The sequence below is a fragment of the Paraburkholderia phymatum genome (assembly GCF_040965635.1).
GTDB lineage: Bacteria > Pseudomonadota > Gammaproteobacteria > Burkholderiales > Burkholderiaceae > Paraburkholderia > Paraburkholderia phymatum_B.
The window spans coordinates 14383-31010 of the sequence record NZ_JBFRCH010000010.1 but is presented as its reverse complement, the minus strand read 5'-3'; the positions used below and the strand labels follow the sequence as shown (position 1 = coordinate 31010).

18 protein-coding genes are annotated in these 16628 nt (G+C 64.6%); 11 read left to right on the top strand and 7 right to left on the bottom strand.

Going from position 1 to position 16628, the window contains the following annotated elements:
• Window positions 1-100: 100 nt before the first annotated feature.
• Together AB4Y32_RS19090 and AB4Y32_RS19085 are read right to left on the bottom strand one after the other, a co-directional pair.
• The gene (locus AB4Y32_RS19090; protein WP_368722838.1) at window positions 101-358 is read right to left on the bottom strand and encodes a hypothetical protein; all 258 of its coding nucleotides are present in this window, start codon (window positions 356-358) and stop codon (window positions 101-103) included.
• A 99-nt stretch (window positions 359-457) separates the two neighbouring features.
• Complete coding sequence (locus AB4Y32_RS19085; protein WP_368722837.1) at window positions 458-1402, bottom strand: LysR family transcriptional regulator; 945 nt, start codon at window positions 1400-1402, stop codon at window positions 458-460.
• Between the two features lie 348 nt (window positions 1403-1750).
• Here AB4Y32_RS19085 and oxlT point away from each other — a divergent pair, with 348 nt between their 5' ends.
• The 3 genes from oxlT (at window position 1751) to AB4Y32_RS19070 (ending at window position 5732) form a co-directional block, all read left to right on the top strand.
• Window positions 1751-3091, top strand: a complete 1341-nt coding sequence (oxlT, locus tag AB4Y32_RS19080; protein ID WP_368722836.1) for an oxalate/formate MFS antiporter — start codon at window positions 1751-1753, stop codon at window positions 3089-3091.
• 35 nt (window positions 3092-3126) lie between these two features.
• Window positions 3127-4212 (top strand): LysR family transcriptional regulator, encoded by a 1086-nt coding sequence (locus tag AB4Y32_RS19075; protein ID WP_368722835.1) that lies wholly within the window; start codon window positions 3127-3129, stop codon window positions 4210-4212.
• 68 nt (window positions 4213-4280) lie between these two features.
• Window positions 4281-5732, top strand: a complete 1452-nt coding sequence (locus AB4Y32_RS19070) for an aldehyde dehydrogenase family protein (protein WP_368722834.1) — start codon at window positions 4281-4283, stop codon at window positions 5730-5732.
• A gap of 98 nt (window positions 5733-5830) precedes the next feature.
• On the opposite strand, the gene AB4Y32_RS19065 is transcribed toward AB4Y32_RS19070, so the two are convergent.
• The 4 genes from AB4Y32_RS19065 to AB4Y32_RS19050 all read right to left on the bottom strand — a co-directional run bounded on the left by AB4Y32_RS19065 (window position 5831) and on the right by AB4Y32_RS19050 (window position 8359).
• On the bottom strand, window positions 5831-6808 hold the full coding sequence (locus AB4Y32_RS19065; protein WP_368722833.1) for a 2-dehydropantoate 2-reductase: 978 nt from the start codon (window positions 6806-6808) through the stop codon (window positions 5831-5833).
• A 236-nt stretch (window positions 6809-7044) separates the two neighbouring features.
• Window positions 7045-7668 carry a LysE family translocator gene (locus tag AB4Y32_RS19060; RefSeq protein WP_087737401.1) on the bottom strand — a complete coding sequence of 208 codons (624 nt, stop codon included), beginning with the start codon at window positions 7666-7668 and terminating at the stop codon, window positions 7045-7047.
• 137 nt (window positions 7669-7805) lie between these two features.
• A complete protein-coding gene (locus AB4Y32_RS19055) occupies window positions 7806-8078 on the bottom strand; it encodes a hypothetical protein (RefSeq protein WP_368722832.1) in 273 nt (90 codons plus the stop codon).
• Window positions 8075-8359, bottom strand: coding sequence for a hypothetical protein (locus AB4Y32_RS19050; RefSeq protein WP_368722831.1), 285 nt, complete (start codon window positions 8357-8359; stop codon window positions 8075-8077). Before AB4Y32_RS19050 ends, AB4Y32_RS19055 begins: the two co-directional genes overlap by 4 nt.
• Before the next feature lie 210 nt (window positions 8360-8569).
• Between AB4Y32_RS19050 and AB4Y32_RS19045 the strand changes: the two genes are divergently transcribed.
• From AB4Y32_RS19045 to AB4Y32_RS19035, 3 genes are all read left to right on the top strand, one after another.
• Complete coding sequence (locus AB4Y32_RS19045) at window positions 8570-8704, top strand: hypothetical protein (RefSeq protein ID WP_368722830.1); 135 nt, start codon at window positions 8570-8572, stop codon at window positions 8702-8704.
• 328 nt (window positions 8705-9032) lie between these two features.
• Window positions 9033-10442 (top strand): DUF2252 domain-containing protein, encoded by a 1410-nt coding sequence (locus AB4Y32_RS19040; RefSeq protein WP_368722829.1) that lies wholly within the window; start codon window positions 9033-9035, stop codon window positions 10440-10442.
• 183 nt (window positions 10443-10625) lie between these two features.
• A complete protein-coding gene (locus AB4Y32_RS19035) occupies window positions 10626-10880 on the top strand; it encodes a GlsB/YeaQ/YmgE family stress response membrane protein (protein WP_087737388.1) in 255 nt (84 codons plus the stop codon).
• A 120-nt stretch (window positions 10881-11000) separates the two neighbouring features.
• Here AB4Y32_RS19035 and AB4Y32_RS19030 read toward each other — a convergent pair whose 3' ends face one another.
• Window positions 11001-11861, bottom strand: a complete 861-nt coding sequence (locus tag AB4Y32_RS19030) for a polysaccharide deacetylase family protein (protein WP_368722828.1) — start codon at window positions 11859-11861, stop codon at window positions 11001-11003.
• 168 nt (window positions 11862-12029) lie between these two features.
• On the opposite strand from AB4Y32_RS19030, the gene AB4Y32_RS19025 reads away from it, so the two are divergent.
• The 5 genes from AB4Y32_RS19025 to AB4Y32_RS19005 all read left to right on the top strand — a co-directional run bounded on the left by AB4Y32_RS19025 (window position 12030) and on the right by AB4Y32_RS19005 (window position 16576).
• On the top strand, window positions 12030-12905 hold the full coding sequence (locus AB4Y32_RS19025; protein ID WP_368722827.1) for a LysR family transcriptional regulator: 876 nt from the start codon (window positions 12030-12032) through the stop codon (window positions 12903-12905).
• A 155-nt stretch (window positions 12906-13060) separates the two neighbouring features.
• Complete coding sequence (locus AB4Y32_RS19020) at window positions 13061-14320, top strand: D-amino acid dehydrogenase (protein ID WP_368722826.1); 1260 nt, start codon at window positions 13061-13063, stop codon at window positions 14318-14320.
• A gap of 93 nt (window positions 14321-14413) precedes the next feature.
• Window positions 14414-15307 carry a glutamate/aspartate ABC transporter substrate-binding protein gene (locus AB4Y32_RS19015; protein WP_368722980.1) on the top strand — a complete coding sequence of 298 codons (894 nt, stop codon included), beginning with the start codon at window positions 14414-14416 and terminating at the stop codon, window positions 15305-15307.
• 50 nt (window positions 15308-15357) lie between these two features.
• Window positions 15358-16158, top strand: coding sequence for an SDR family oxidoreductase (locus tag AB4Y32_RS19010; RefSeq protein WP_368722825.1), 801 nt, complete (start codon window positions 15358-15360; stop codon window positions 16156-16158).
• Between the two features lie 160 nt (window positions 16159-16318).
• Complete coding sequence (locus tag AB4Y32_RS19005; protein ID WP_368722824.1) at window positions 16319-16576, top strand: oxidoreductase-like domain-containing protein; 258 nt, start codon at window positions 16319-16321, stop codon at window positions 16574-16576.
• The last annotated feature ends 52 nt before the right edge of the window (window positions 16577-16628 follow it).

Genomic DNA, 16628 nt, shown 5'->3' with positions numbered 1-16628 from the left:
AACACATGACGTCCACTGCTTCGCCAAGTAGTGCAGAAAGAGTGCAACTCGCGAAGCGGGGACGCCAAAGAAGAGAGTGCCGATGAACTGCAACCCTGCGTCATTGAGCGACGGACTCGCGATAGAACTGGTTCTTCCGGTCGAAGATCAGTTGCGCGAGAAAGTCGGCGTCATACGCGTTGAGCAGATGCGAATGAAAGCGCTCGATGTACGCGGTGATGCGCGCAAGTTCGTTGCTGACATCGTCGAAGAAATCCAGCGTGGCCTGGCTCCAGCGAAAGCGCAGGCCGAGTTCGCTGAATGCGGCGTTATAGGCGCTCAACAGCGCTTCATTGTGCGGATCGGCGGACAGATTCATTGCAATGCTCCCAGGCAGTCGAATGATAAGAACCGACACAAGCATAGAAGCCGCAACGAATCCGCAATAGTTAAAGTTTTATTGGCAATCCATAGCGGCTCATTTATGAACCGCCAATTGATTCACACGCGTGATCTCTTCGATGAGATTCGCGCCTTCTTCCATCAGAAAGCGCTTGAATGCGACGGCAACGGGCGGCAGCCGCTTGTTCTTGCGATGCACGACGTACCAGTTGAGCATCACCGGAAAGCCCTCGACGTCGAGCACCACGAGGTGCCCGACCTGCAATTCGAGGCTGATCGTATGCGCGGACAGAAACGCGATGCCCATGCCCGCGATCACCGCCTGCTTGATCGTCTCCGTGCTCTTGATTTCCATCGCGATCTTGAGGTTCGTGAGACGTCCCGCAAAGCCTTCTTCCATCGAATTCCACGTATCCGAGCCGCGCTCGCGCACGACGAATGCTTCGCTCGCAAGCTGGCTCAGCTTGATGTTCCGCTTGCTGGCGAGGGGATGCGTCGGCGCGGCCACGATCACATACGGATGCGGCGCAAACGCTTCGTTGATCGCATCCATTTCTTGCGGCGGACGCACCATCACCGCGAGATCGGTCTGGTTGGTCTGCAGTTGATGCAGCAGTTCTTCGCGGTTGTGCACCGAAAGATTCAGTTCGACACCCGCATAGCGGCGCGTGAATTCCGCAAGCAGCCGCGGAAAGAAGTAGTCACCCGCGCTGATCACGGCGACATTCAGCTTGCCGCCCGATACGCCCTTCAGCTGGCCCATCGCTTCATCGACTTCATGAAACTGCTGAATGATTGCGCGGCTGTAGTGAAGCATTTCGGTGCCCGCCGGCGTGAGGTAAATCTTCTTGCCGAGCTGTTCGAAAAGCGGCAGGCCGGCGTGCTCCTCGAGCTGCCTGACCTGGGTGGAAACGGCGGGCTGCGTAAGGTGCAGTTCTTCCGCCGCGCGCGAGAAGCTGAGATGCCGCGCCACCGTTTCGAATACTTTGAGCTGGCGCAGGGTCGCGTTACGCATTGTCATGGCAGATGTATAAGCGAAGATGAATCTTCATGGTAACAAACTTTAATTATCAGTAATTCAGCAATGACCCTAGCATGGATTCTGTAATGCGCGATTCGAAGCTCAAACATCGGGTTAACGCTTAAAAACAAGGCTCGAAGCGGCAAGACAGGCGACAACGACCGGCTTTCTTCTAAAAGATCCAATAAAGGAATCGGTAAAGCGATTTAAAGGTTTTGAGAAAAGAAGTACTGGAAATTGCATCAGGAAATACCCCGAAACCGTTTGGTCGGGACACAACTATAAGGCGGCATGGATAGAGACCGGCGTTTTTGCCGGTTGCCCTAAATAGATAGCGGAGACAGGCACATGAACAGCATTTCGCAGCAAGCTCCGGTTGCGTTTTGGCGCAACCGCTGGTGGCAACTGGCATTCGGCATTTTGTGCATGGCGCTCGTCGCCAACCTTCAATACGCATGGACGTTGTTCGTCGCACCGATGAGCGCAAAGCATCATTGGGGACGTGCCGAAGTTCAGCTCGCGTTCTCGATCTTCATCCTCACTGAAACATGGCTCGTGCCCGTCGAAGGGTGGCTCGTCGACCGCTTCGGTCCACGCCCCGTCGTGGCGGGCGGCGCGCTCTGCGCGGGTCTTGCATGGGTGCTGAATTCATTCGCGACGACGCTGCCGGAGCTTTACTTCGCGTCCGTCGTCGCCGGCATCGGCGCGGGCGGCGTGTATGGCACGTGCGTCGGCAATGCGCTCAAGTGGTTCCCGGACAAGCGCGGCCTCGCCGCGGGTCTGACGGCGGCGGGCTTCGGCGCGGGCGCGGCCGTCACGGTGATTCCCATCGCGAACATGATCACGGCCAAGGGCTACGAGCAGACGTTCCTGTTCTTCGGCATCCTGCAAGGCGTGTGCATCTTCGTGCTCGCGATGCTGCTGCGCAAACCGGATGGTACAAAGGCGCCTCCTGCGAAGCGCAAGTTCGCCGTCACGAAGAAGGACTACACGCCCGGTCAGATGATCAAGGCGCCCGTCTTCTGGGTGATCTATCTGTCGTTCGTCGCGGTGGCGGCGGGCGGCCTGATGGCGACCGCCCAGCTCGGCCCGATCGCGAAAGACTGGGGCCTCGCGAAGCTGCCGATGACGCTCTTCGGCGCAACGCTGCCGCTGCTCACGATGACGCTGTCGATCGACAACATCTGCAACGGCTTCACGCGTCCGCTGTGCGGCTTCATCTCCGACAAGATCGGCCGCGAGAACACGATGTTCGCGATCTTCATCGGCGAAGGGCTCGCGCTGCTCGGTCTGATGGAGTACGGCCAGAACCCGTATGCGTTCATGACGTTCGCGGCGCTGATCTTCCTGTTCTGGGGCGAGATCTTCTCGATCTTCCCGGCGATCTGCGCGGATACGTTCGGCAGCAAGTACGCTGCGGCCAATGCCGGTACGCTCTATACGGCGAAGGGCACGGCGTCGCTGATCGTGCCGATCGCCTCGGTACTCGCGGCGACAGGCGGCTGGAATCTCGTGTTCATCGTGTCGGCCGTGGTCACGATCGCGGCGGGCGTGTCGGCGAAATTCATCCTCGCGCCGATGCGCGCGCGCTGGATCGCTTCATCGAATGAAACGTCGCACGAACTCGAGCCTGAGCTCGCGGCAAACGGCCCCGGCCTGCGTCACTGGCCGGAACAGACGGGCGAATAACGTCCGGATCACTCCCTCCCTGGCGACCAGAGCACATGAACGTATCGCTGCAGCAATTGAAGGTGTTCGTCGCCGTCGCGCGTCAGCGGAGCTTCACCCGCGCGGCGCGCGAGTTCGACCTGACGCAATCGGCCGTGAGCCGGTGCGTGCGCGAACTCGAAGAGGCGATCGCTCTGCGCCTCTTCGATCGCACGACGCGTCAGGTCGAACTGACGACAGCAGGCTCCCGCCTCGAACGGCGCATCGCGCGTCTGATCGAGGAGATCGAGCTGACGCTGCGCGAAGAGCGCGCCGCGCACGAGGAGCACACGGGGCTCGTGGTCGTCGCGTGCGATCCCGTGCTGTCGTCGGGCTGGTTGCCCGAGCGGCTCGCACGCTGCGCAACGGCCTTTCCCGATCTGATCGTCACTGCGAAGGAACAGCCTCAACATGCCGTGCTCGCCGCCATCGAGCAGGGCGAAGTCGATTTCGGCGTGCTGTGCGATGCGAACATCGCGGGCACCGATGTCTTTCACGCACAACCGCTCGTCTCGACGCCGCTCTGCGCCGTGCTGCCGCGGGTGCATCCCCTCGCATGCGGTGCCGCGCTGCGCTGGGAAGCATTGCGCAATACAGAGCACGTCATGCAGCTCGTCACGCTCAACGCCGAGGCGGGCACGCGCAACGCGACGGAGCGCGCGCTCAACACGCATCGCATCGACACGCAGCGCGCGAACCAGTGCGGGCATGTGGCAGCGGCGCTGCGCATGGTCGAGCTGGGCCTGGGCGTCGGCGTGCTGCCCATCGGCGCGCACGCATCGACGCTGCCCGTCTCGCTCGTCGCGCGTCCGCTCGTGCCGGAAGTGTCGGTGACGACGATGCTCGTGCGCCGCCGCAATCGCTCGCTGCGTCCGAATGCCGACGCGGTGTGGTCGCTCTTCGCCGATGCAGATTCCCCGACGGGCGCCACGGCGCGCGCGAATCCGCGAGTGAGCACGCTTGTGAGCCCGCTTGTGAATCCGCTCGTCAGGCCGCACGCGAACCTAGGCGCAGTACCTGCAACTCACACAACAATACAAGGAGCAACGGACGAACCGATGCCGCTCGTCCCTGAAGGCGAGGCGCTGATGAGAGCGTCGTAGCCGACGGGAGGGGTGGTTCAGTCGACGGTTCGCGAATATGCCATATCGCTAATCGCAAGGAGTACGAGATGGACACTGAAACCGACCTCAGACACCATGACCTTCTCATCGATGGAAAACGGCTGCCGCCCGGCACGGGCGAATACTCGACCAACATCAACCCCGCGACGGAAGAGCCGATAGCGCTCGTCGCGCAAGGCAGCGCGCAGGATGTCGACACGGCCGTGAAGGCTGCGCGCGCCGCGCTCAAGGTATGGAACGGCATGCGCGCGGCGGAGCGCGGACGCATCCTGATGCGCTTCTCCGAACTCCTGCGCGAGCATCAGGACGAACTCGTCGCGCTCGAAAGCCTCGATGCGGGCAAGCCGCTCGCAGCCGTCAAACGCCAGGACGTCCCCGCCGCAATCGACACGCTCGCGTACTACGCAGGCTGGTGCGACAAGATCAACGGACAGGTCGTGCCCGTGCGTCCTGACGCGCTGACGTACACGGTGCGCGAGCCCGTCGGCGTGGTCGGCGCGATCGTGCCGTGGAATTTCCCGTTGATGATCGGCATGTGGAAGATCGCGCCCGCGCTCGCATGCGGCTGCACGATGATCGTGAAGCCCGCCGAAATCACGCCGCTGTCCGCGCTGCGCGTCGGCGAGCTTGCGCTGGAGGCGGGCGTGCCGCCCGGCGTGCTGAACATCGTGACGGGCAAGGGGCGCGTGGTCGGCGATGCGATCGTCGCGCATCCCGGCATCGACAAGGTGACGTTCACGGGCTCGCCTTCCGTCGGGCGCGGCATCCTGCAAGGCGCGGCGGGCAACTTCAAGCGCGTGACGCTGGAGCTGGGCGGCAAGTCGGCGAACGTGATCTTCGCCGACGCGAACATCGACAACGCCGTGCGCGCGGCGGCATCCGGCATCTTCTTCAACACGGGCCAGGTGTGTTCGGCGGGCTCGCGCATTCTCGCGCAGCGCGACATCTACGACGACGTCGTCGAGCGGCTCGCGACGCGCGCGAAGGCGATCAAGGTCGGCGATCCCGCGGAGCGCGAGACGACGATGGGGCCGCTCGTGTCCGCCGCGCAGCTGAAGACGGTGCTCGATTACGTCGACATCGGCAGGAACGAAGGCGCGTCGATCGTCACGGGCGGCGCGCGGATCGGGCAAAAAGGCTTCTTCGTCGAGCCGACCGTGTTCGCTAACGTCGGGCACGAAATGCGCATTTCGCAGGAGGAAATCTTCGGACCCGTCGCGAGCGTCGTTCCCTTCGACGACGAAGAAGACGCCGTGCGCATCGCGAACGGCACCGCGTACAGCCTCGCGGCGGGCGTGTGGAGCGCCGATATCGGCCGCGTGCATCGGGTCGCGCATGCGCTGAAGGCGGGCACCGTGTGGATCAACACCTACGGCTATACCGACGTGCGCCTGCCGTGGGGCGGCACCGGCGATTCGGGCTTTGGCCGCGAGCACGGCGACGTCGCGATCGAGAACTTCACAGAACCGAAGGCGATCTGGCTTGCGATCGAGCATTGAAGCTTTGACAGAGACGGCGCTGCAAATGAAAAGAGGACCGGACGCGTCACGCCCGGCCCTCCCGTCAAACCCGCGCGGCGCGGCATTGCGAGTCCGATTCAATCTCCGTGAAGCGCCATCTTCTCGCGCAGCTTGACGAGCGCGAGCACGATGTCGATCGCGGGCGTCTCTTCGCCGACGAGCCGGCCCATCTCCTGCACGACGGTCAAGAGCGGATCGATTTCCATCGGCCGGCGATGTTCGAGATCGACGAGCATCGAGGTCTTGTGCGCGCCGACGGCGCCCGCGCCATCGATGCGCTTCTCCACGTCGACGCGAAAATGCACGCCGAAGTGATCGGCGATCCGCTTCGCTTCGAGCATCATCGTGCGCGAGACGGCGCGCGTGCCGGGGTCGCTCGTCAGCACGTCGAGCGTCGCGTGCGTGAGCGCGCTGATCGGGTTGAAGCACAGATTGCCCCACAGCTTCAGCCAGATCTCGTCGCGGATGTTGTCGCGAATCGGTGCTTCGAAACCGGCCGCCTGCATCACGTCGTGAAACTGCTGGATGCGCGTCGTGCGTTCGCCGTCCGGCTCGCCGATCGGGAATTTCTTGCCGTACACGTGCTTGATGACGCCCGGCTCGACGATCTCGGCGGCGGGGTACAGCACGCAGCCGATCGCGCGCTCGGGGCCGAGCTTCGCCCATTGCGAGCCGTCGGGGTCGATGCTCGCGAGGCGCGTGCCTTCGAACCTGCCGCCGTGCTTGTAGAAATACCAGTAAGGGATGCCGTTGGTGCCCGTGACGATGGCCGTGTGCTTGCCGAGCAGAGGCTGCATCGAATCGACGACGCCCGGCAGCGAATGCGCCTTCAGCGTGACGATGACAATGTCCTGCACGCCGAGTTCGTTAGGGTCGGACGTGCAGCGCACGCGCGCCGACACCTCTTCGCCATCGACGATGAGGCGCGCGCCGTGTTCGCGCATCGCCGCCAGATGCGGGCCGCGCGCGATAAAGCCGACGTCCGCGCCCGCGCGCGCAAGCTGCACGCCCATCAAACCGCCGATCGCACCCGCGCCGAAGATACAGACCTTCATGGTTGTCGCCTCCTGACATTGGAATCGTTTTGCGCGCGCGTGCATGCGGGCGCCGTTTCCTGCCGGAAGTGCACGGCGAGCGTCCATAGGCTGCGCGGTGATGGCCTCAGAATACGACCGCGCAACGATCAGCGACAGTTAAAGTCTCTCTCCGACGGAATTTGCGATCGCTTATGGCCGTGCTTCCGCTGCTTGTTGCATGACGCAAAAGCCGGGCCACAAAACAGGGCCATTCGTCACGCCGAACGCCGCACCAGCAAAAAGCTCACGCCGATCGCGCCGAGAAACATCCCGCAGCAGCGGTTGAACCAGCGGCGCACTTTGGCGCGCGTCAGCCACTTGCCGAGATGCATGCCCGCCCACGAGTAAAGCGCGATCGCGAACCATTCGAGCACGAGGAAGCTCCCGCCGAGCACGGCGAACTGCGGCAGCATCGGCTTTGCAATATCGACGAATTGCGGCAGGAACGCAGTGAACACGAGAATGGCCTTCGGATTGCCCGCGGCCACGAAGCATTCCTGGCGCGCGATGCGCCACAGCGACGCGTCGTCCTGCTTGAGCGCGTCCATCGGGCCGGCGTCGCTGCGCCACAGCTGGATCGCGAGCCAGATCAGGTAGGCGGCGCCCGTCAGCTTGATGGCGAGGAAGAACAGCTCGGACGCGTGCAGCACGACGGCGAGGCCCGTCGCGGCCAGCACGATCATGCCCGCGAACGCGACGAGACGCCCGCAGCCGGCGACGAACGCGGTCATGAAGCCGTGCCGCGCCGCGACGTTGATCGACAGCAGGTTGTTGGGGCCCGGCGCCATGTTGATCGCGAAGCACGCGGGGAGAAAAAACAGCCAGGCGGTAAGAGACATGACGGCTCGCTCGGGACGGGCCGCCGCGCTGCACTCATCGGCATGGTGCGGCGCGGCAGCGAAATCAGGAAAGGAATAGTGGATTGTAGCGAAATGGCGGCGCGGCGCTGCCATCGCCGATTCACGGAGGAGGGCGCTTACTGCACGGGCTGCAACGCGTCGCGGAACGACGGGTCTCTGACGAGTGCATCGACGCTGAGCTTCACGATGTCGTCGAGTGAGAAGGCGGGATTGGTGAATTTCTGCCGGTACATGTGAACCGTCGTCGTTTTCACATAGACGGTTTCTTTCGTCGACGCGTTGGTGACCACGTAGCACACGATCATCGTCCACGTGGCGGGCGAGCGCGCATCGTCCACGGACAACGCTTCGATCCGGCCGCTCAGCACCAGCCTGTCGCGCGTGATCACGGTGATGCCCGACTTGCGCCACGCGGCCGCGCTTCGCGAACGGCCGATTCGACGCCTTTCTTCAGCAGGACGGCTGTCGTCGCCGTATTGGCGATGCGGTCGGGCGTGATGTGGCCATCGCGCGCGGGCATATACGGGAACTCGCGCGCGGCGGCGATGACGAGCGCGTTGTTGGCGTGCGTGACTTGCGACGCCGGGGAGTGAGGGACGAAGAACGAGCACGCGGCCGTGAGGAGCGCGAAGCAGGCAATGCTGGATCGTTTGAGCAGTAGCGAATTCACGTCGATGGCGCAGCAGGCGAGACGCTGCGGGAAGGAGTCGAAAGGCGGAGAGTTTGTCGGCGGGGTCCTTCGAGGGAAATGAGACCTGTCCTAAATTCGGTCGCGGGCTATGTCATTGACGCTATTTTCACAGTCCCCTTTCGGATATTCAGCGATGCTCATCGATTTCGTTTCGCCGTTTCGCATGCCGCTTTCAGCGCTTGCTCGTCGATGAAGCCCCTATTCGCGACGCCATGCCATCGCGGCAACGCGGCGGCCAACGATGCGGCCATCGGCATTTCCGCCGATCGCGATTTCGGCGCATCGCTCGCGGCCAGTCCGCATACGGCTGTCGGCGGCGCGTAGACTTGCGTGCCCGTGCGGCGCGAGATTTAATACAGTCCAGCGATGGACGTTTACGTTCTGGCGGGGCAGCCAGAATCGACGGGAAGCGGCAACCGGCGGCAGGCGCCAACCACGCGGCGGCGTGTCGAGCAAAACCGGACATAGCCGAACGCAACTGAACCCGAGGCCAGCGCCGCTTGCCGCCGCTGTGCGGCGCAACACGGAACGAGCGAGCCACGGAGCGGACCATTCACGCCAGCCCGAAGCGATCAAAAGTCACGATGCGTCGTCGCGGCAAGCCGTTGCAGTGCGCCCCGACGCAAGCTGATTCACAAGAACGGAGAAAAGCATGAAGGCGAGCACCATCGCGGAACGGGAAGCCAGCGGGCGCGCGGCCCGCGAGCACGCTAAGCGCTCCAGTCATCGCGCGATCGGCCATATGCATCGCAATCCCGTCGATCTGCTGCGCCAAAGCAGCGAAGGCCGCGTCGAGCGGCTCGTGCCGCTGCGCTACGGCCGCATGACAGTGTCGCCGTTCGCGTTCTTTCGCGGCAGCGCGATCGTGCAGGCGCACGACCTCAGCATGACGCCGCATACGACGCTCACGCTGCCCGTCTGCGGCGATGCGCATCTGCTGAACTTCGGCGGCTTCGCGACGCCCGAGCGCCAGCTGATGTTCGATCTGAACGACTTCGACGAGGTGTCCGCCGCGCCTTTCGAATGGGACCTGAAGCGGCTCGCGGCGAGCTTCGTCGTCGCGGCGCGGCATATGCGGCTCAGCCGTGGCGCAGCCTATGATCTCGTGATGACGGTCGCCAACCAGTACCGCGACCGCATCGCGCAGTATGCGCAAAGCGGCGCGCTGGAACTGTGGTACGAGCGCATCACGTTCGATCGCATGGTCGACACGGCCGTGAATGCCGAGAATCGCCGGCTCATCCGGCGCGCGATGGAAAGGGCGAGCGGCCGCACGCACGAAAGCATGCTCGAAAAGATGGCGGAGCGCTATGTGATCCGCGACGCGCCGCCCAGCCTCTTTCACGTGCACGGTTCGAGCACGCTGTTCGATTCCGCGGACGACTGGTTCAGGGTCGGCGACTGGCGCGAGCTGATTCACGGCATGTACGAAGGCTATCTGAAGACGCTCTCCGACGACCGGCGCGAACTGCTCGGCAACTTCGCGCTGCATGATCTCGTGTTCAAGGTGGTGGGCGTCGGCAGCGTCGGCACGCGCTGCCTCGTGCTGCTCACGGCCGATCCGCACGGCAAGCCGCTGTTCCTGCAAGTCAAGGAAGCGCGGCGCTCGGTGATCGCGCAGCATTTCAAGGCCGGCTCGCGCAAATCCGAGCCCAGGCACGAAGGCGAACGCATCGTGCAGGGGCAGCGGATGCTGCAGGCGGCAAGCGATATTTTTCTGGGCTGGTCGACGGGGCCGACGGGCGGGCACTTCTATGTGCGTCAACTGCGCGACATGAAGCTGACGCCGAACGTCGATCTGCTCGATGCCGACCAGATGAACGGCTATGCGCGTCTGTGCGGCTGGGCGTTGGCTCGCGCGCACGCGAAGGCGAGCGGCAAGGCGATCGAGATCGGCGCGTATATCGGCCGCAGCGATCAGTTCGCGCAAGCGCTTGCCGAGTACGCGTCCGCGTACGCGGACCAGGTGGAGCGCGACTATGACACGTTCATGAAGGCGTGCCGAAGCGGAGAAATCGAGGCGCGCACCGACGACGACATGTCCGCCGATTTCCGCATCTGATCGCGGCGTCCGGCGCCATGAGGCGGGCCATCATGCGGTCGCGTTGTGACGGCGGCGCGTGCTGCGCGGCATCGCGGCCAAAGCGCGCAATGCACGCGACGCAGTCATACAGAAATGCAGCGCAGTCTGGCAGTATCGAGCAGTAGCAGTGCACCGTGGAGTCCACTCTCATCGGAGGTTCGCATGCTTTCCCTCATCGGTACGATAGTCGTCGGATTGATCGTCGGTCTGATTGCGCGCGCGCTCAAGCCCGGCGACGACAGCATGGGTCTCATCATGACGATCGTCATCGGCATTGCCGGCTCGCTGCTGGCGGGCTATGTCGGGCGCGCGCTCGGGTGGTATCAGCCGGGGCAGGCGGCGGGCTGGATCGCGTCGATTATCGGCGCGATCGTGCTGCTCGTGATCTACCATCTCGTCCGGCGCCGCGCCGCGTAGGCGCCGCCGCACAGGCGTCGCGCAGCCCGGTGCGATGCGGCGTGCGCCGCGCCGGGTCTGACACGCAAGCACACGCAAGTACACGCCGCGCGACGCCACGCTTCACGCGCCGCCGTGCAGTCACGCGCCGCGCGCCTCGCGCAGCGTCACGAAACGCAAGCCGCGCGCGCGGACCGTTTCGATCAGGCGCGGCAGCACGTCGAGCACGACAGGCTCGCCCGACGCGCTCAGTGCCGCCGTCGCATCGTGCACGAGCAGGATGTCGCGCGCCGCGAGCCCGTCGACGAGCCGCTCCAGCACGCGCTGCGGATTGCGCTCGCGGGTGTCGAAGCCGCGGCGCGACCACGCGGCGAGCCGCAAGTCGAGCTTTTGCAGCACCGGTTCGAGAAACACGTTGCGCAGGCCGGCGGGCGCGCGGAAGAACATCGGGCGCTCGCCTGTCAGCGATTCGAGCGTGCGCTGCGCGGCGTCGATTTCGCGCGTCAGCCCACGCGGCAGCGTGACCGAGAACGTATGCACGTGAACCTGCGAGTGGTTTTCGACGGCATGCCCGCGCGCAACGATTTCGCGCATCAACGCCGGATGACGCTGCGCACGCGCGCCGATGCAAAAGAACGTCGCGCGCACGCCGTGCGCGTCGAGCAGGTCGAGCACCTTGGGCGTGACGACGGGATCGGGGCCGTCGTCGATCGTGAGCGCAACGGCGTTAGCGTTGCGCGGCGTGTCGGGCAGGCGCGTCCAGTTGGGGCCGAGCAGCGACGAGCGCGGCCATAGCCCGATCGTCACGACGATCAGATGGCTCGCGAGGATGCCCGCGACCCACCAGGGCCACGCCGACGGCGCGAATATCCAGCCCGCGAACATCAGCACATGCCACGCGAGCGTGGCGTTGAACATCGGCGGATTGCCGGTGCGCGGCCAGCGGCGGACGGGCTCTGCCGACCCGGCGTCGCGCCGCAGTGGCGGATTCGGTTGATTCATGAGGCGTTGCGCCTGCCGTCCTTCCGTTTGGCGGGGCAGGCAGGCGTCTTGCGATGCACGTCAAACGCGAACGATACCATTCGCGCGTGTCCTGTCATGAATTTGGCCCGCTCCGAAAGACAGTATGCTTGCCCCTTTCCACTGATCCGCTGAACCCGATCCCGCGCCATGCGCCTGCGCCATATCGAAGTCTTCCACGCCATCATGCGCACCGGCTCGCTGTCGAAGGCGGCCGAATTGTTGTGCGTTTCGCAGCCCGCCGTGAGCAAGGTGCTCGCGCATGCGGAGCGCAGCGTCGGCCTGACCCTCTTCAACCGCGTGCACGGCCGCCTGCAGCCGACGCGCGAAGCCGAACTGCTGTTCTCCGAAACGCAGAAGCTGCAGACGAGCCTCGACAGCATCCGCGATCTCGCGCGCAATCTCGCGCTGCAACCCGAAGGGCATTTGCGCATCGGCTGTCTGCCGAGCCTCGGCTTGAGCCTGATTCCATCGACCGTCGAAGCGTTCCGGGCCGCGTACCCGCGCGTGTCGCTGAAGATCCAGACGCGGCACACGGAAGAGCTGCTGAACGCGCTGCTCACGCGCGATCTCGATCTCGCCGTCGCGCTGAATCCGCCGGCGCGTCCGGGCATCGCGTCCGTCGAGCTGGGGCGCACGCCCGTCGTGTGCGTCGGCCCGCGCGACGACAACCCGGCAGACGAGCCGCTGACGCTGCAAACGTTCGTCGAAGGCGACTGGATCAGCATCGGCAACGTCGATCCGCTCGGCGAGCTGATCGGCAATGCGCTGCATGCGCTCGGCCTCGACGGACATGTGCCCGCCGTCGAGGCGCAGACGTGGCACGTCGCACGCGCGCTGGCCGCGCGCGGCATCGGCTACGCGCTGCTCGACGAGCTGACCGCGAAGAGCGGTGCGGAAGCCGTGACCGTGCGGCCGATCGCGCCGCCGCTGTCGGTCGGCGTGTACGCGTTGTGGCGCGACGGCGGCATGGCCTCGCAGGCAGGCAACGCATTCATCGACGTGCTGCGCGCGCGTTTCGCGTAAGCGCACGGCTGGCGCGCGCGGCGCTGTTACGCGACGCGAAGCGCTCCTGCAACGACTTAACCTAAGGTTATGCAACCGCGCTTTCCGTCATTTGATGCGGCGATTTCGGCGCGCGACACTCGCCTGCAATGAAAACGCAAGGGTAGTGAGCATTCATGCATGTGTGTGTCCTCGGAGCGGGCGTCGTCGGTCTGACGACGGCCTGGAGTCTGGCCCGCGACGGCCACGACGTGACGATCGTCGAAGCGCGCGACGGCGCGGCGCTCGAAGCGAGCTTCGCCAACGGCGGACAACTGAGCTACAGCTATGTCGCGCCGCTCGCCGACCCGGCCGTGCTGCCGAAGCTGCCCGCGTGGCTATTGAAGCGCGACTCGGCGCTGCGCTTCATTCCGCGTTTCGACATCGGGCAGTGGCGCTGGTGCGCCGCGTTCCTGCTCGCGTGCCGCAGCCATCGCGCGCGGCAGACGGCGCTCGAACTGTTGAGCCTCGGCGCGCTCAGCAAGGCGGCGCTGCATGAGATCGTCGGGAGCGAGCCGCTCGTGTCCGATTCGTTCGACTATGTGCGCAACGGCAAGCTCGTCGTCTATCGCGATGCGCACGAGTTCGAACGCGCGCGGCACACGATGGAATTGCTCGTCGAGGCGGGCTCCGACCAGCGCGCGCTCGACGCGAGCCAATGCGCCGCGCTCGAACCGGCGCTCGCGCACGCGCAGCCGTTGCTCGCGGGCGGCATCCATACGCCGTCGGAGGAGGCGGGCGACTGTCAGCGCTTCACCTCGGCGCTCGCGGACGTGCTGCAACGGCGCAACGGCGTGACGATCCGCTACGAGACGCGCGTGCGGGAACTGGTGAGCGACGGCTCGCGCATCGTTGCGGCTCGGACGGCCGACGGCGATATCGAAGCGGATGCGTTCGTCGTCGCGCTCGGACTCGGCAGCGTGCCGCTGGTCGGCGCGCTCGGCGTGCGTCTGCCCGTCTATCCGCTGACGGGCTACAGCCTCACGATTCACGGCGCCGATCCGCGCAACACGCCCTGTGTCAGCGTGACAGACCTGCATCGCAAGGTCGTGTATGCGCCGCTCGGCGGGCGTTTGCGGATCGCGGGCATGGTCGAGATCGCGGGCCTGAAGGACGCGCAGCGGGCGGGGCGCATCGCGCTGCTGAAGCGCCACGCGCAGGAGATCTTTCCCGCTGCCGGTGACTACGCGAGCGCGCAGACCTGGTGCGGCCACCGTCCCGCGACGCCGGATTCGAAACCGTTGATCGGCAGGACGCCGTACCGCAACCTGTGGCTCAATACGGGCCACGGCGCGCTGGGCTTCACGCTCGCATGCGGCAGCGCGCGCGTGATCGCCGATGCGATCGCGGGGCGCGAGCCATCCATCGACATCGCGGCCTATGCGTACGATCGCTGAACCCGCTGCATCCGAAAAGCCTGCATCAAATAACAGCCATATAAACAACAACCGCTACACCACCACTCAGGAGAAGACATGAAAACGACGACGATGACGAGAGCCGCGCTTGCCGCGCTGATGACGACGGCCTTCGCATGCGGCCACGCGCACGCGGACGAGCAGAGCGCGACGCTGAAGAAGATCCGCGAAACGGGGGCGATTTCGCTGGGCGTGCGCGAGTCGTCAGTGCCGTTCTCGTACTACGACGAACAGCAGCATGTGATCGGCTATTCGCAGGCGATCGCGCTGAAAATCGTCGACGAGGTGAAGAAGGAACTCAACCTGGCCGATCTCAAGGTTCGCGAGATTCCCATCACGTCGCAGAGCCGCATCCCGCTCGTGCAGAACGGCACGATCGACATCGAATGCGGCTCGACCACGCACACGAAGGAACGCGACAACCAGGTCGCGTTTTCGAACAGTTTCTTCCAGTACGGCGTGCGCATGATCGTGAGGAAGGACTCGGGCGTGAAGGACTTCGGCGATCTCGCGAACAAGACGGTCGTGACGACGGCGGGCACCTCCGAAGAGCGTCTGCTGCGCCAGATGAACGCGGAGAAGTCGATGAACATGCGCCTCATCAGCGCAAAGGATCATGCCGAGTCGTTCCTCAACGTGAAGACGGGGCGCGCCGTCGCGTTCGTGATGGACGATCCGTTGCTGTACGGCGCGAAGGCGAAAGAGGCGAACGCGGACGAGTATCTGATCACGGGCACGTCGCCGATGTCGGAAGTGTATGGCTGCATGTTCCGCAAGGACGACCCTGGCTTCAAGAAGCTCGCCGACGGCGTGATCGCGCGCTTGCAAACTTCGGGCGAAGCGGCGAATCTCTATCAGAAGTGGTTCACGCAACCGATTCCGCCGAAGGGCATCAACCTGAAATACCCGTTGTCGGCGGAGATGAAACAGCTGTTCGCGAAGCCGAACGATCGCGCGCTCGATTGATGCGCATGTGTCGCGGCATGTCGCGGGCAGATCAACTCTGGAGACATGTCGTGACGCAACAGTCGGAAGCACAATCGCAGGAACAAGTACCAGGTCAGGCAGCGAAGAAAGTCGCGCTCGTGACGGGCGCGGGCAGCGGCATCGGCAAGGCGACGGCGCGCAAGCTGCTTGCGAACGGCTATAGCGTCGTGCTGACGGGACGCAGGCAGGCCCCGCTCGATGCGCTCGCCGACCAAGCGCGCGAGCGCGGCGAGGACGCGTTCGCCGTCGCGTGCGACGTGACGGACGCGGCGAGCGTCGCGTCGCTCTTCGATGAGATCCGTCTGCGCTATGGGCGGCTCGACGTGCTGTTCAACAATGCGGGCCGCAATGCGCCGCCCGTCGAGATCGACCAGATCGAACTCGACGATTGGCGCTCCGTCGTCGATACGAATCTGACGGGCGTGTTTCTCTGCACGCGTGCTGCGTTTGCGATGATGAAGGCGCAGACGCCGCAGGGCGGCCGCATCATCAACAACGGCTCGATCTCCTCGCATGCGCCGCGGCCGTTGAGCATCGCCTATACGGCGACCAAGCACGCGATCACGGGTCTCACCAAGTCGGTGTCGCTCGATGGCAGGCCTTATGACATCGTCTGCGGCCAGATCGATATCGGCAATGCCGCGACGGAGATGGCCGAACGGATGGCGCGCGGCGTGCCGCAGGCGAACGGCACGATCGCCGTCGAGCCGCTGATGGACGTCGAATATGTCGCCGATGCCGTGCTGCATATGGCGAGCCTGCCGCTGTCGGCGAACGTGCAGTTCATGACGATCATGGCGAGCAAGATGCCGTTCGTCGGGCGCGGATGACGCGCGCGAATGACGACAAGCGATGTGGCGAGCGGCACGGCGCATGACACGGCGCATGACGGTATATCGCCTGACGACGTTGCGTGACGGTATCGCGTGACACAGCGCCGTCGTGCCGCCCGACTTATACTGGACGCTCTCCCGAACTCTGGAAGTGGATGTGACTGCAGACGAGGCCGCGCGCCAGACGGCCGACGACGATCCGCGCCCCACGCCGCCGACGCGGCCCGACTCCGACGAGTGCTGTCATAGCGGTTGCGATACGTGCATTTTCGATTTGTACGAAGACGAGCTCACACGGTATCGCGCGGCACTGGATGCGTGGGAGGCGCGGCATGCGCAACCGTCCGGGCACGCGCCCGTGTCTGCGCGAACAGACAAGCCGCGCAAGCCGCAAAAGTCGCGTGCAAAGCGTTGAGCCTGCCGCAAATCCGCACCAGAACACGTCCCCATGCTTGCGCCCGACCGAT

Coding starts and splice junctions, on each gene's coding strand:
- AB4Y32_RS19090 (WP_368722838.1), bottom strand. CDS start 358: ATGAATCTGTCCGCCGATCCGCACAATGAAGCGCTGTTGAGCGCCTAT.
- AB4Y32_RS19085 (WP_368722837.1), bottom strand. CDS start 1,402: ATGACAATGCGTAACGCGACCCTGCGCCAGCTCAAAGTATTCGAAACG.
- oxlT (WP_368722836.1), top strand. CDS start 1,751: ATGAACAGCATTTCGCAGCAAGCTCCGGTTGCGTTTTGGCGCAACCGC.
- AB4Y32_RS19075 (WP_368722835.1), top strand. CDS start 3,127: ATGAACGTATCGCTGCAGCAATTGAAGGTGTTCGTCGCCGTCGCGCGT.
- AB4Y32_RS19070 (WP_368722834.1), top strand. CDS start 4,281: ATGGACACTGAAACCGACCTCAGACACCATGACCTTCTCATCGATGGA.
- AB4Y32_RS19065 (WP_368722833.1), bottom strand. CDS start 6,808: ATGAAGGTCTGTATCTTCGGCGCGGGTGCGATCGGCGGTTTGATGGGC.
- AB4Y32_RS19060 (WP_087737401.1), bottom strand. CDS start 7,668: ATGTCTCTTACCGCCTGGCTGTTTTTTCTCCCCGCGTGCTTCGCGATC.
- AB4Y32_RS19045 (WP_368722830.1), top strand. CDS start 8,570: ATGAAGCCCCTATTCGCGACGCCATGCCATCGCGGCAACGCGGCGGCC.
- AB4Y32_RS19040 (WP_368722829.1), top strand. CDS start 9,033: ATGAAGGCGAGCACCATCGCGGAACGGGAAGCCAGCGGGCGCGCGGCC.
- AB4Y32_RS19035 (WP_087737388.1), top strand. CDS start 10,626: ATGCTTTCCCTCATCGGTACGATAGTCGTCGGATTGATCGTCGGTCTG.
- AB4Y32_RS19030 (WP_368722828.1), bottom strand. CDS start 11,861: ATGAATCAACCGAATCCGCCACTGCGGCGCGACGCCGGGTCGGCAGAG.
- AB4Y32_RS19025 (WP_368722827.1), top strand. CDS start 12,030: ATGCGCCTGCGCCATATCGAAGTCTTCCACGCCATCATGCGCACCGGC.
- AB4Y32_RS19020 (WP_368722826.1), top strand. CDS start 13,061: ATGCATGTGTGTGTCCTCGGAGCGGGCGTCGTCGGTCTGACGACGGCC.
- AB4Y32_RS19015 (WP_368722980.1), top strand. CDS start 14,414: ATGACGAGAGCCGCGCTTGCCGCGCTGATGACGACGGCCTTCGCATGC.